Origin of the sequence: Janthinobacterium paucivorans (assembly GCF_051380805.1) — a bacterium.
Lineage (GTDB): Bacteria > Pseudomonadota > Gammaproteobacteria > Burkholderiales > Burkholderiaceae_D > Janthinobacterium > Janthinobacterium lividum_D.
On the sequence record NZ_JBNYXR010000009.1, the window covers coordinates 136,270 to 149,284 of the forward strand.

General features: G+C 61.6%; 11 protein-coding genes. 7 read left to right on the forward strand and 4 right to left on the reverse strand.

Annotated elements, in window-relative coordinates:
* Positions 1-58 precede the first annotated feature (58 nt).
* From ACQ4V8_RS13045 to ACQ4V8_RS13060, 4 genes are read left to right on the forward strand one after another with little or no spacing between them, the layout of a single operon-like run.
* On the forward strand, positions 59-1,453 hold the full coding sequence (locus tag ACQ4V8_RS13045) for a class I SAM-dependent methyltransferase (protein ID WP_010397841.1): 1,395 nt from the start codon (positions 59-61) through the stop codon (positions 1,451-1,453).
* Entirely contained in the window at positions 1,453-2,811 is a 1,359-nt protein-coding gene (locus ACQ4V8_RS13050; protein WP_436571611.1) for a sensor histidine kinase, read from the forward strand. Before ACQ4V8_RS13045 ends, ACQ4V8_RS13050 begins: the two co-directional genes overlap by 1 nt.
* Positions 2,798-3,895, forward strand: a complete 1,098-nt coding sequence (locus ACQ4V8_RS13055) for a hybrid sensor histidine kinase/response regulator (RefSeq protein WP_070347230.1) — start codon at positions 2,798-2,800, stop codon at positions 3,893-3,895. The genes ACQ4V8_RS13050 and ACQ4V8_RS13055 overlap by 14 nt, the downstream gene beginning before the upstream one ends.
* A complete protein-coding gene (locus tag ACQ4V8_RS13060; RefSeq protein WP_436571612.1) occupies positions 3,888-4,901 on the forward strand; it encodes a response regulator in 1,014 nt (337 codons plus the stop codon). The genes ACQ4V8_RS13055 and ACQ4V8_RS13060 overlap by 8 nt, the downstream gene beginning before the upstream one ends.
* 243 nt (positions 4,902-5,144) lie before the next feature.
* Here ACQ4V8_RS13060 and ACQ4V8_RS13065 read toward each other — a convergent pair whose 3' ends face one another.
* Positions 5,145-5,672, reverse strand: a complete 528-nt coding sequence (locus ACQ4V8_RS13065; protein ID WP_010397845.1) for an SRPBCC family protein — start codon at positions 5,670-5,672, stop codon at positions 5,145-5,147.
* Positions 5,673-5,899: 227 nt separating this feature from the next.
* Here ACQ4V8_RS13065 and ACQ4V8_RS13070 point away from each other — a divergent pair, with 227 nt between their 5' ends.
* Positions 5,900-6,685 carry a DNA/RNA non-specific endonuclease gene (locus ACQ4V8_RS13070; RefSeq protein ID WP_436571613.1) on the forward strand — a complete coding sequence of 262 codons (786 nt, stop codon included), beginning with the start codon at positions 5,900-5,902 and terminating at the stop codon, positions 6,683-6,685.
* 21 nt (positions 6,686-6,706) lie between these two features.
* Complete coding sequence (locus ACQ4V8_RS13075; protein WP_010397849.1) at positions 6,707-6,961, forward strand: nucleotidyltransferase family protein; 255 nt, start codon at positions 6,707-6,709, stop codon at positions 6,959-6,961.
* Between the two features lie 116 nt (positions 6,962-7,077).
* Here the strand turns inward: ACQ4V8_RS13075 and ACQ4V8_RS13080 are convergent, their stop codons facing one another.
* The 3 genes from ACQ4V8_RS13080 to ACQ4V8_RS13090 form a co-directional block, all read right to left on the reverse strand.
* Complete coding sequence (locus ACQ4V8_RS13080) at positions 7,078-9,966, reverse strand: M16 family metallopeptidase (protein WP_436571614.1); 2,889 nt, start codon at positions 9,964-9,966, stop codon at positions 7,078-7,080.
* Between the two features lie 152 nt (positions 9,967-10,118).
* A complete protein-coding gene (locus ACQ4V8_RS13085) occupies positions 10,119-11,105 on the reverse strand; it encodes a sensor domain-containing diguanylate cyclase (protein ID WP_436571615.1) in 987 nt (328 codons plus the stop codon).
* A gap of 85 nt (positions 11,106-11,190) precedes the next feature.
* On the reverse strand, positions 11,191-12,084 hold the full coding sequence (locus ACQ4V8_RS13090) for a sensor histidine kinase (RefSeq protein ID WP_436571616.1): 894 nt from the start codon (positions 12,082-12,084) through the stop codon (positions 11,191-11,193).
* A gap of 286 nt (positions 12,085-12,370) precedes the next feature.
* On the opposite strand from ACQ4V8_RS13090, the gene queE reads away from it, so the two are divergent.
* The gene (queE, locus tag ACQ4V8_RS13095) at positions 12,371-13,006 is read left to right on the forward strand and encodes a 7-carboxy-7-deazaguanine synthase (protein WP_010397857.1); all 636 of its coding nucleotides are present in this window, start codon (positions 12,371-12,373) and stop codon (positions 13,004-13,006) included.
* The last annotated feature ends 9 nt before the right edge of the window (positions 13,007-13,015 follow it).

The following is a 13,015-nucleotide window of genomic DNA, read 5'->3' on the forward strand; positions in this document are numbered from 1 at the left end:
GAAATTGGCGCGACCAGCGTGGTGCGCCGTGAACCGGGCAACTTGATAATGCTCAATCGTGTATTCACAATCGCAGATCGATCCAGTCGTCAGTTTCCGTAACACCCAGGGTGAGGCCGTGCGCGGCACTATGGTTAACTTGCAGCGCAATTCTCTGGTCATGGAAATCTACAATCCCTACTCGATTGTGCAGGTCAGCGAGATGCTCAATGACGTGACGGTACGCATGGGGGCGAAGAACGCCTACGTGGGCAAGGCCGTCGTCATCAGCAGTGTCAATACTGGCCTGACCGCCATCGTTTCGGTAACCCTGATCGATGAGTGGCGCGAGTTGAGCGACGTAGTGGTGGTCAAGGGCGCCGTAGCGAAAGAATCGAGCGCCTTTGTCGCCGGCTGGGGCGAGCGCTTCCGCATCCGCCGCGATTATCAGATCGTCGTCAACGAAATGCGCGCCTTTTTGACGGAAGTGGCGCGCTGGGTCGAGCAGGTCGATTTGTCCGACTCGCTGCCGAAGGAAAACGGCCGCCTGCGCGCCGATATCTTCGATGAACTGGCCTTGCCGCTGATGGAGCAAACCCAGCTGTACTTGCGCCAGCTCGAGGTGGAAGCCTCGCTCGTCGAGGAAGAGCGGGCGCCGGCCCACCGCGCGTTCGCCCAGGCGGCGTTGCACCCGTTGATCCTGCGCGCACCGTTCGTCTTTCGCACGTACACAAAACCGCTAGGCTATGCAGGTGACTATCAGATGGTCAACCAGTTGTTGGACGATCCGCGCCAGGGGCCGAGCACCTACTTCCAGATCGTCAATGCGGCATTTTTGCAGGCGGCCGTGGCCACGGCGCACCGCAACCGCATCGATATCCTGACGCAATTCCTGGAGCAAAAGGCGCGCGCGGCGCGTGCCGCCGGGCGCGTCTACAGGGTGCTCAACGTGGGCTGCGGCCCGGCCATTGAGGTGCAGCGTTTTATCGAAGCCTGCCCCGATGCGCAGTGGTTGGCCTTCGAGCTGGTCGACTTCAGCAGCGAGACGCTGGACTGGACGCGCGCGCGCCTGAGCAGCATCATGCAGCGCACGGGACGCGTGGTGGCTATCGATTATGTGCACGATTCCGTGCACAAGCTGCTCAAGCGCCGCCATGGCTCGGGCGGCACGGGCTCGCCCGGCAGTTACGATGCGGTGTATTGCGCCGGCCTGTTCGATTACCTGTCCGACAAGGTCTGTGCGCGCCTGATGCTGCACTTCGCTTCGCGCCTGCGACCGGGCGGGCGCTTGCTGGTGACGAATGTGCACGCTGACAATCCGGGCAAGTTTGGCATGGAGCATTTGCTGGAGTGGCATTTGATCTATCGCGATGAAGCGGGCTTGTCGGCCTTGTTGCCCGAACATGCGACGCAGCCGAAAATTTATGTCGACGCCACCGGTGTCAATGTCTTTGCGGAAGTGAGCATTCCTTGATGGATACGCCAGCCCTGCACGCCGGCTACGCCGCTGTTTTGCGCGAATTCCGCCTCGAATTTAGCCGCGGCGGGGCTTACACGGGCATCATGCTGATCCTGCTCGGCATGGGTCTCGATTCGGCCCTGTATCCGGACCAGCAGTCGGTCTTCACCGGTGCGCGCATCGTCGTGTCGGCGCTGATCTTTTGCGTCGTGCTGGCCATGCGCACGCGCTGGGGGCAAGAGCGCATCGAGGGACTGACTTTTGTGTGGCTGATCCTGCCGCAAATCATGATCGCCTCGATGATCGCGGTCACCGAAGGCGCCACTTCCATCTACTATGTGGGCATGACCCTGGCGATCTATTCGTCCGGCATCGTGCTGGCGTTTGGCTTGTGGCAAAACATGGTTTTCGGCGTCATTTCCTGCCTGTTGTACGTGGCCGCCTGCGCCTGGCATGCAGGCGGCTTCGACTTGCCGGGGTCGTTTGTCGTCAACTGTTTATTTCTCATCATGTCGGCCAGCGTCAGCGCCGTGTTTACCCATTTCAACGAGCGCGCTCGCTTCATGCTGTTCCAGCTGAAGGCGGAAGTGGCGCAAAAGAACACGCAACTGGAAGAAACCAATAAAAGCTTAGCCGATATCAAGGGGCAGATGCTGCAGCAGGAGAAAATGGCCGCCATCGGCACCCTGGCCGCCGGCATGCTGCATGAAGTGAACAATCCCGTCAATTTCTGCATGATGGCCATCGAAATAGCCATCGAAGACCCGGCTGCCCGGCAAAGTGCGTTGGTGAGTGAATGCCTGGCCGACGCCAAGCAGGGCATGCTGCGCGTGCAGCACATCGTTTCCGACTTGAAGACCTTCGCTTACCGCAAGAGTGGCGACCAGCTCGAAACGGGCCACTTCCAGTTTCGCAGCGCGCTCGATGCGGCCATCCGCCTGGTGGGGCATGAAACGAAGAATGTCAGCATCAGCCACGACTTGCCTGCCGACACCTTGGTGCGCGGCGACGAGGCGGCCATCGTCGGCGTGCTGATCAATTTGCTGGGCAATGCCGTGCTGTCCATGCGCAAGGGCAATGTGCCGCCGTTCGAGATCCGCATCACGGCCCGTTGGGATGACAAGCGCCTGCGCATCAGTGTGCGCGACAACGGTCCCGGCATTGCTGCGCAAGACCTGGCGCGCGTGTTCGAACCCTTCTTCACGACGCGCGAAGTTGGGCAGGGCTTGGGCTTGGGCCTGAGCATCAGCTATGGCGTGATCGAGCGCCACGGCGGCACCCTCAGCGCCGAAAGCGAGCTGGGCCAATGGGCCAGCATGAATTTCGACTTGCAGCGCTCTGACTGGGAGGGCTGTCAGCATGCACAACGATAGCCGCGCCAGCGTGCTGTATGTGGATGACGAAGCGCTCGCTTGCAAATACTTCGAGCGCAGCCTCGGTCCCCGCTATCGCGTGCTGACGGCGCAGAGCGTCAATGCGGCACTGTTTGTGCTGGCAGACAAGGGTATCCACATCGACGTACTCGTCACCGATTACCGCATGCCGGGACGCCTTGGCAGCGAGTTGCTGCAGGAAGTGGCGCAGCGTTATCCGCACATCGTGTGCATGCTGGTGACGGCGTACGCGGACAAGGACGTGCTGCTCGAATTGATCAACGGCGGCACGCTATTTCGCCTGCTGGAAAAGCCGCTCGACTTGTCCGCCATGCAAACGGCGCTGCAGCTGGCCGTGCAGACGGGACGCGAGCGCGTCGCGCGCCGCCAGGCGCTGGTGGCGATGGAGGAGTCGCTGGCCTTCCTGGCGCATGAATTGAACACGCCGCTGGCAGCCGTCGCCAATTTTGCGCGCGGCATCGCCCGGCGTACGCAGGCGCACGCCGCAATGCAAGCGGAAATCGGCGAAGCGGCCATCTTGATGCACGACAATGCGCGTTATTGCCTGTCCGTGCTGGCCAGCTTTGTCGACACGCTGCGCCTGGCCAGCGCCGGGCCCGGCATGCAAGGCGGGCGCAGCGCGGGCAGCGCGCGTCAACTGCTGGCCACCTTGCTTGACAGCTATCCTTTGAACACGACCCAGCGCGCCGCCATTACGCTCGAACAAGGCGAGGATTTCGCCATTGCCGAGTCGCCCAATTGCGTCGCGCTCATCGTCTCGTCCGTGCTGGCGAACGCCTTGCGCTCGGTTGCAGAGAAAGCGCATCCTGCGATCAGCATCGGCATCGACGCGGGGCGCATCACGGTGCGCGACAATGGCGCCGGCATCGCCCCGAAAATTGTGGCGCAGCTCTTGAACGACCCTATCGGTGCCAGCGGCGACGAAAGCAAGGGCTGGGGCATGGTGTTTTGTCAGCGCATGATGCAATCGTTCGGCGGCAACCTCGATATCGCCACCGAGTCTGGCAGTGCCACCACGGTGACCCTGAATTTCCCCGTACACATAAGGAGCGAGCATGACTGAGGCCCATCTGCGTTTACCGGCTCAGCGTGAGCCGGTGCAAGGCTTGCCGACGATACTCTATGTCGATGACGAAGCGAACGCCCTCAAATACTTCCAGCGTGCCATTGCGCCGCTGGCCAACGTGCTGACAGCGAGTTCGGTCGAGGAGGGCAAACGCATCCTCGACGAGCACGCCGAGCGCATCGCCGTGCTGGTGTCGGACCAGCGCATGCCTGGCGCCTACGGCAATGAGTTGCTGTCATATGCCTGGGACCGTCATCCGCATATCGTGCGCATTTTGACCACTGCATATTCTGAACTGGAGCACACTGTGGAAGCCGTCAACCAGGGGCAGATCCACCGCTACATCCAGAAACCATGGGATATCGCGGCCCTGCGCATGGAGTTGAAACAAACGCTGGAACTGGCGCGGCTGCGCAATGAACATGCCCAATTACTGCGCGAAAAACTGATGGTGCGCCAGCGGCAAGTCGTCGCCAACCGCATCGGCAATCTGTATGCGCTGTGCGCCAGCCTGGCTGGTGCGGAGCAGCAGCTGCCCGTGGAGGCGTATCTGTCGGCGGCCTTAACGGCCGGCGTCACGCCGCCCGAGCCGGACTGGCTATTGATGGATTATGCCGACCTGGTCAGTTCGGAAGCCTTCCGCAGTACCGCCTTTGCCGCCACCGTGCGCCTGCAGCTCGACACGCTTGAGCGCGAGCATCCGGGGCGCGGCGTGGAGCAAACCATCGACATGCTGTTGCCCGTGTTTGGTGCTGCTCTGCAACAACAGGGCGGCACGGCGCTGTTCCTCGATGCACGCCTGCTGACGCAATTCCTGGAGTCGCCCACCACCATGCCCGTCTCATCCATCCACGCATTCTGGCTGGCCAGCTTGCTGTGGCTGGCGCGACGCGGCTGGTCCCTGCAGCTGAGCAAGACGGAACTCGGCCTGCAAGGCAAGGTGGTGCAGGCTGAACCGGCGCTTACGCCCGATCATCTGGCCGCCTGGATAGAGCAGTTCTGAGCGGACCTGAGCACAAGGGGGCGGCCTAACAAACAGGGCCGCGTGACTAATGCCGTTCAGTTAAGGGTTTTGGCGTGATTTATGAGCGCCAGTAAATTCGCTAACCCCAGAGGCAAAGAGCTGGGGTCGGACCCTCAGGGTCCGACCCCTGTCCTAGTTCTTGGGCTAAAAATAGCATCACTAACACACTAACTGAACGGCATTAGGGCCGCGTGACTCCTGTTTCTGCCGCTAGCGGGCGCCTCAGCGCTCCGCCGCCGCCTTCAGATTATTCAAGCCCTTTTCAAAATCCTTGCCGATCATCGTGTCCATGCTGACGAAAACCATCATGACCTTGCTGACGTAAGGGCTGGGGCCAGTCATGGTCCAGTTCACCCTGGTGCCGTCACCCTCGGCTGCCATGCTGAAGGTAGTGGTGTTGTGGCTTTCGAATGGTTTCTGGAAGTCGAGCTTGATCACAGTGCGCGTGGGCTGGGCCGCTTCCGTGATTTCCATGCGGCCGGCACCCACCTTGTCATTGCCTTGCCATGCATATTGCGCGCCCAGGCCACTGGCCGTGCCCGTAAAGGTGCGGCGCATGGCTGGATCGAGCTTTTCCCATGGCGACCAGGCGGCCCAGTAATGAAAGTCCGTGATCAGGGCGGCGATTTTATCGGGCGGGGCCTTGATGACAATTTCGCGCTCGACACTGAAGGTGTCGGGCTTGGTGGTGGCATAGCCGAGGATGGCGGCGACGACGACAACGATCAGCAGCAGGGTTTTTTTGATCATATGCTCTCCAAGTGTTGAATGGTCGATGCGAATAAATCAAGACAATCTTAGCAGATATGAATAGTAGTGCGCAGCCGCTTGACCTATATTTGCGCCAGCTGCGCGCAGCGCCGCATGCACGCCCGTTGCCTCTCGCACACAGGCGCGCACGCCAGCTTTGTGCGCATTGGTGGTGAAGGCCGGCGTCCGCTAGAATGCTGGCCTGCAAAGATTTCATTTAGGGAAATATGATTCAACGATCGATCGCCAGGCTGACCCTGGCGTGCGGCTTGCTAGCCTGCGCTTTTGCCGCCAACCTGGCGCATGCCGATGCCTGTCCGGCCCATTATGTCGATGGCCGCAAGCCGGAAATCACCAACCCGAAGCTGGACGTGGCGACGCAAGAACTGTGCTACAAGGTGTTTGGCGTGATGCATTCGGGGCTGACGCGCACGCCCTTGTGGTCGGCCGAGCACTTGACGGCGAACAAGCTGGAAGCGGCGCATGATCTGTCGCGCGAGAATTCCTTCCATGCCGAACCCAAGCTGCCCGCCGCCCAGCGCGCAGAATTGGCCGATTATGCGCGCAGCGGCTTCGACCGCGGCCACATGGCGCCGAACGGCGACATGCCGGACCGCCAGAGCCAGCGCGACAGCTTTACCCTGGCCAATATGGTGCCGCAAGACGCGCGCAACAACCGCTATGTCTGGGCTGGCATCGAAGGCGCCGTGCGCAAGATGGCCAAGAAAGAGGGCGACCTGTACGTGATCACGGGGCCAGCCTTTATTGGCGGTAACTTGCGCAAGGTGGGACGCGTGCTTGTGCCCAGCCACCTGTACAAGGTCGTGTACAGCCCGCGCCAGCGCGCCGGCGCCGCCTATTTCATTGAAAACGTCGATACCAAGGCGTATGAAGTGCTGAGCATTGCGCAACTGGAAGACAGGATAGGCATCGATCTGTTGCCGTCGCTGACGCGCCAGCAAAAGCTGCGCATGCTGCGTTTGCCGAAGGTTAATAGCAAGTCCAACAAGTAATACGCTAGAAAAGGAAACCCCATGTGCGCAAAGAAATTCGTCCCGTATGCCAATGAAAGCGATGTGCTCGACATCGGTGGCTTGAATATCGAAAACCGCATCGACCGCATCAGCATCAGCGGTGATATCGACCTGACCCTGGACAAGCCGGGCCTGGCGCTGGCAAAACAGCTGCAAAAACTGCTGGGCGACGTAGTGGCCCAGCTGGAAAAGCAAGCGCTGCCCGACCAGTTGCCCCCGCCCAAGGTGACGTCGGTGGCGAATCCCTTCGAGTGAGGTGGGATGCGGCTGGACGCGCTATGCATTGGCTGCGGTAGGGCCCTCACCGGCGCGCGTGCGGCGCGCAAGCCCATCCGACGGCCTGCATCGGATGGGGCTGACACATCACCGGCTTACTTGGCGAATGCCTGCGCCGCCGGCGTCACGGTGACCGCTTCGGGCTTGATGCCCAGCTTCATCGCGCCGATGACCTTGTCTTCATCGAGTAAGGCTTGCGGTTTGTTGCCGTCGTACTTGATGGGAGAAAACGCATCGCTGACGAGTTTTTCTTTCAAGCCGGCCGCATCCTTGGCGACCATCACCACGGACAGGTTCTTTGCCGACAGGTGTTGCTTGATGGCGCGGTTGACGTCAAGCACCGTCAGCTTGGCCAAGCCATCACGCATCAGCTTGGTGAACTCGGGCGTGCCATACCATTGCGAATCGAGCGCATAGCCCAGTTGCTGGTCTTGCGTCGAGGTCATGACAAAGACGTTTTTCATCAGGTAGTCGCGCGTGGTGGCAAAATCGTCTTGCGTCAAGCCATTGTCGATGAGCTTACCCAATTCCGTCAGGGCCACGCGCAGCGCGAAGTGGGCGTTATCGGGCGCCACCGGGCGTATCCAGATTTCGAACAGCTGCGCCTTGCGGCCCAGGTTCGGGTTCGGGAAGAACTGAACCATGCCGTGCGGGAAGGCTTCGATATACGCATAATCGCCATAGTTCATGCCGCGCAGTTCGCGGATGCGCTGGTATAGATAGGAATTCGAGGCGCGGTGTTCGCCCAGCCAGGTCTTCGCCAGCCACAGGGCGGGGAAGTCCGGGTGCGTGCGCGTCACCTCGAGCGGCAGGCCGAAGGAGATGGCCGTGGCGCGCGTGTTTTTCTCGATGATCTCCACTTCCAGTCCCTGTGCCTTGCGGCCCACAGGTTTTACCGTGGCCGGCAAGCCGGCGCCGGCCGGCAAGCTTGCCAGCGCCTGCGTCAGCGTCGCCGTCATGGCAGCCGAGACGTCACCGGAAATGCCCACCTTGACGGCGCCTTGCGCATACGCGCTTTTCCAGAATTGTTTCACGTCGTCGAGGGTGATGGCGTCGATGCCGGCGAGCGTGCCCAGCACCGGGTGGCCATATGGCGTGCCCGCATACACATTCGTTTGCAGGCGCTCCTTGGCGAATTCCTCTTCGTTATTGTCTTTCAGGTCCAGCAACAGCGCGTTGCGCTGCGCATCCTTGAGGCGACGGAAGTCATCTTCGCGAAAACCGGGCGAGAGCAGCAGGGGCAGGGCGATGGCGTTGAACTGCGTCCAGTTATCCCTGTGGATGGAGCCCGTAAAGGTCGTCATTTCCTTGTCCGTCTGCTGGCTGAAACTGCCGGCCAGCGGGAACAGGGCCTGGTTGACTTCGTCGATCTTGCGTTCCGACGAACCACCGGAGGCCACCATGGCGGCCGTCAGCGCGGCCAAGCCTTCCTTGCCTTTGGGGTCTTGCGCGGAACCGGCCGTAAACAGCAGCTTGTAGCGGATTTGCGGCAGCGCAGATTTTTGCACCAAGACGTCGAACTTGGCGTTCAAGGTAGCCGGCAGCAGGCTGGCCAGCTTCGGCGTGGCGGCGATGGTGGCCGGCATCGGCTGGTGCGACAGGGTGGTTACCACCAAGCCGTCATCGGTCAGGTATTTGCGCGCGGCCGCCTGCAGGTCGGCCGGCGTGAGCGTATCGATCAGCCGGTAGTACTGGTTCAGGGTGGCATACGAGCGCTCGAAATGCACGAAGGAAGCCAGGGTGCCGGCGATCTGCTCGGTATTGTCCAGGGTGCGTATCAAGCCATACTTTTCGGCCGACTTGGCGTCCGCCAAGTCTTTTTCGCTCACTGGCGTGTCGCGCAACTGCGCTACCGTGGCCAGGATGGCGTCGCGCACGTAGACGGCGTCATCGATGTTTTTCACGCGCGCGCCCAGCACGGCCAGGGTCGGGTCGACCCGATCCGGCGTCATGTCGAACAATTGGTCGACCTTTTGTTCGTTTTGCACCAAACGTTTATACAGCGGCGAGGTGCGGCCGAACGACAGCGACAGCAGGGTCGCCAACGCCGCTTGATCCTTGTCCTTCACGGAAAACGCGGGTGCGTGGAAACCCACGGCTACCCACGGCAGGGTCGGCGTGGGCCAGGCCACGTGCTTGTAGACGGGGCCGCGCGGTTTCGGCTCCACCGGCACGGCCGCCTGCTGCTTGCCGCGCTGCCAGCTGCTCCAGTATTTTTCCACCAGCGCGATGGCATGCTGCGGCTCGACGTCGCCGGCGATGATGATGGTGCTGCGCTCGGGACGGTACCAGCGGTCGAAGAAGAGCTTCGAATACGCGTACTGGTTCGGCATGTCTTCGATGTCCTGGATAAAACCCATCGTCGTGTGCTTGTAGGTATGCGTGGTGTAGGCGCTGTCGCGCATCACTTCGAACAGTTTCGAGACGGGATTGGCGCTGTTCTTGTTGTATTCGCCGAGCACTGCCCGCGATTCCGTCTTGAACGCGTCTTCCGCGTAATCGAGGTGCTGGAAGCGGTCAGCTTCGACCTTCAGCACGGTTTCCAGGTCTTGCTTGGCAAACGTGGTGTGGTAATTGGTCAAGTCGTCGCTGGTGTAGGCATTCTGGCGCGCGCCGGCGCGGGTGATGACTTCCTGGTATTTCTCGGGCGGATAGGCTTTGGTGCCGCGGAACATCATGTGCTCGAAGAAATGCGCAAAGCCGGACTTGCCCGGCTCGACTTCATTGCGCGAGCCCGTCTGCACGGGAATCTGCAGTGAAACCAGGTTGGGGAAGCCGGTCGGCACGATGATGATTTTCAAGCCGTTGGCCAAGGTTTTTTCGGTCGCCTTGAATGGCAGCAGATCGGTCTTGTTGGCAGAGGCGCTGCTGGCGCTGGCCGGTTTGATGGGCGCGGCGCCCAAGTTCGACGCGGCCATGGCTGACAGCGCCAGGGCGAAAGCGGGTAGGAATGTGGGTAGCAAAGCGGGCATGACTCTTGACACGGGGGGCTCCTTCTTTTGAATGTTATGAAAGTGCAACGCCGCAGCATAGAATATTCATGCCCCCCTGCATAGGGGCAAGTGTTTTGGCAGCTCAGCGCTGGCCCGTCAACGGTGCGCCAGAAACTGCCAAGGCCTGCTGCTGGGGCGGGTGCCTAGATGAGTGTCGATTCCGGCAGGCTGATGCGGTTGCGGCCCAGGTGCTTGGCGCGGTACAGGGCGCAGTCGGCCGTGTGGATCAGCTGTCCCAGTTGCGTGCCGGGGCCGGGCAGGGCCGTGGCGGCGCCGATGCTGACGGTGACGCAAGCACCATTGAGGTGCTTGCGCGGCAGTTGCAGCCGCTCCACGCGCTGGCGGATGCGTTCGGCCACGATGGCGGCGCCCTTGAGCGACTGGTTCGGCAAGATGACGGCAAACTCTTCGCCGCCATAGCGCGCTACCATGTCGTTCGCGCGCATTTCGCTGGCCACGGCGCCCGCTACCTTGCGCAGGCACAGGTCGCCGCCCTGGTGGCCGTGGCTGTCGTTGTATTGCTTGAAATTATCGACATCGACCATCAGCAGCGACAGAGGCTGGCCCTGCCGCTGAGCGCGCTGCCATTCGGCCAGGATAGTGTCGTCGAAGCAGCGCCGGTTCGCCAGTCCCGTCAGTCCATCGCGCGTGGCCAGGCGCTCCAGTTCTCCCTGCGCACGCTTTTCATCGGTCATATCGCGCAGGGTTTCGACGACGGCGATCAGTTCGTCGCCATTGTCGCAGATGGGACTGGCATCGACCGCCAGGTAGCGCCGCCGCCCCGTGCGCGGCATGTCGCACCAGTTTTGCGCGCATAAATTATTGCCCGTGCTGCTACGGTATTGCTGCTGCAGATGTCGCGCGCGCGCATCGCCGCCGCGCCCGGCCAGCAGCAACTCGGCCAGGGTGGGGCGTTCGTCGTTGTAAAAGCAGCGGCCCGGCCCGCACATGCCCAGCACTTCGTCTGCCGGCACGCCCGTCAGCTGTACGCAGGCGCGGTTCCAGATGATCACCCGCCCATGCGCGTCGAGGACAAAGGTGGGCACCACCAGCAATTCCATCATCTTGACGGCAAAATCCTGGCTTGCATCGCAGCTTGACGCGCTGGCATGTGCATGGCTATCCGGCATGTATGCATCCTTCTCGGGCGTGAATGGGGGGCGTAGGCCATGATGCGGCGTGGCGGGCCGATGGTGTTGATGTTGAGCAAGATCTTCAGTGATGGTGCATCGCTTCTTCGTGGCAGTCTGGCAGCGGTAGCGACAGGTGCAAGGTGGTGCCGGCACCGCTGTGGCTATCGATGTGCAGCCTGCCGCCGGCGGCGGCCACGCGTTCATGCATGCCGGACAGGCCGCAGCCCAGGCGCGGCGGTGAGCCCGGCAGCCCGACGCCGTCGTCGCTGATGCTGCACGCCACGGTGCTGCCCACTTGCTGCAGGCATAGCTGGACATGCGTGGCGTGCGCATGGCGGGCAATATTGGCCAGCGCTTCCTGCAGCGCGTGGTACAGCAGGCGGCCGTGTGCGCTGCCGGCGGCGGTGTCGAGCTGATAATTGCAGCTGCAGTCGATGCCCGTACTGCGTTGGAAGTCCGCCAGCAAGGCCTTGCACGCCGCTTGCAGACCGGCATCGAGGGCGGGCGGACGAAGATCGTGGATGATGCGGCGCAGCGCCTCGATGCTGAGCTCGACATTGCGCGCCATCATGGCCAATTGTCGCTCCAGAGCGGGTGTCGCGCCATGCGTGCCCGCTTGCAGCATGGATAGGTCGATCTTCAGGGTCAGCAGATGCTGGCCCAGGTCGTCATGGATGTCGCGCCCGATGCGCAGGCGTTCCTGCTCGCGCGCCTTGCGCTGCTCGCTGGCCAGGTGCGCTTGTTCGGCGTCTACGCGCAGCTGTTCCAGCGCCTGCAGGCGCAGCGTCTGGCGGCGCTGGCGCCGCAGCAGCAGCAGCAGCGCCAGCGCGCCCAGCAGGACGGCACAAGCGGCCATCAGCGTCGCTTGTGTGTCAGCCGGCAGCAGCGGCTCGATATGCGGGGCGGCGAGCGCGCCAGCTGCCAGGCAGGCCAGAATGCTCAGGCGGTACAGCAGGCTTAGCCAGCGTTGCAGCATGTTCTCGCTCCCCCAATGTTTTCCGTTAAGCAATGGTCTTACGAAAAATATATTAGCTTTAGGCTATTTACATTGTCTAAGCGCAAAAGCTATGCAGTTATGCCGGTCACCGCAGCAAGCTTGCCCGTTGGTGTCGCCGTGCCTGGGCGGGACGGCTTTTGCACGAAATCTGTCGCGGCGCGATATAATAGAGGGTTGTCAATCGGCTTTTGCGGTGACGGTGCTGCGCGCCGCAACCGCTGCGTACGCCCTGCGCGAGGACGCCAGCCAGCTCTTAGGAAATACAGTGACTTATAGCATCAAAGAGATTTTTTACACCCTGCAGGGCGAAGGTGCGCACGCGGGCCGTCCGGCCGTGTTTTGCCGCTTTTCCGGCTGCAACCTGTGGAGCGGGCGCGAAAGCGAGCGCGCCACGGCCGTGTGCCAGTTCTGTGACACGGACTTCGTCGGCACGGACGGCGAACTGGGCGGCAAGTTCAAGACGCCCCAGGAATTGGCCGCGCTGATCGACAGCCTGTGGCCGGCCAGCTACGCGCCCAGCAAATACGTGGTGTTTACGGGCGGCGAGCCGCTATTACAACTGGACACGGCCCTGATCGACGCCATGCATGCGGTCGGTTTTACCATCGCCATCGAAACCAATGGCACCTTGCCGGTGCCGGCCGGCGTGGACTGGATCTGTGTCAGCCCCAAGATGGGTTCCACCCTGGTCGTGCACAAAGGCAACGAAATCAAGGTCGTCATCCCCCAGTTCCAGCAAGATCTGGCTGCCTATGCAGGACTCGATTTCGAGAATTTTTTCGTGCAGGCGATGGATGGCCCGCTGGCAGCGCACAACTTGCAACTGGCCATCGAGACCTGCAAAAGCAATCCCCAATGGAAACTGAGCCTGCAGACGCATAAACTCCTGCAAATTCCTTAATTATTATTA

Excerpts from the sequence above, each read along its gene's own strand:
- ACQ4V8_RS13050 (WP_436571611.1), top strand. The coding sequence starts at position 1,453 with ATGGATACGCCAGCCCTGCACGCCGGCTACGCCGCTGTTTTGCGCGAA.
- ACQ4V8_RS13055 (WP_070347230.1), top strand. The coding sequence starts at position 2,798 with ATGCACAACGATAGCCGCGCCAGCGTGCTGTATGTGGATGACGAAGCG.
- ACQ4V8_RS13060 (WP_436571612.1), top strand. The coding sequence starts at position 3,888 with ATGACTGAGGCCCATCTGCGTTTACCGGCTCAGCGTGAGCCGGTGCAA.
- ACQ4V8_RS13065 (WP_010397845.1), bottom strand. The coding sequence starts at position 5,672 with ATGATCAAAAAAACCCTGCTGCTGATCGTTGTCGTCGTCGCCGCCATC.
- ACQ4V8_RS13070 (WP_436571613.1), top strand. The coding sequence starts at position 5,900 with ATGATTCAACGATCGATCGCCAGGCTGACCCTGGCGTGCGGCTTGCTA.
- ACQ4V8_RS13075 (WP_010397849.1), top strand. The coding sequence starts at position 6,707 with ATGTGCGCAAAGAAATTCGTCCCGTATGCCAATGAAAGCGATGTGCTC.
- ACQ4V8_RS13085 (WP_436571615.1), bottom strand. The coding sequence starts at position 11,105 with ATGCCGGATAGCCATGCACATGCCAGCGCGTCAAGCTGCGATGCAAGC.
- ACQ4V8_RS13090 (WP_436571616.1), bottom strand. The coding sequence starts at position 12,084 with ATGCTGCAACGCTGGCTAAGCCTGCTGTACCGCCTGAGCATTCTGGCC.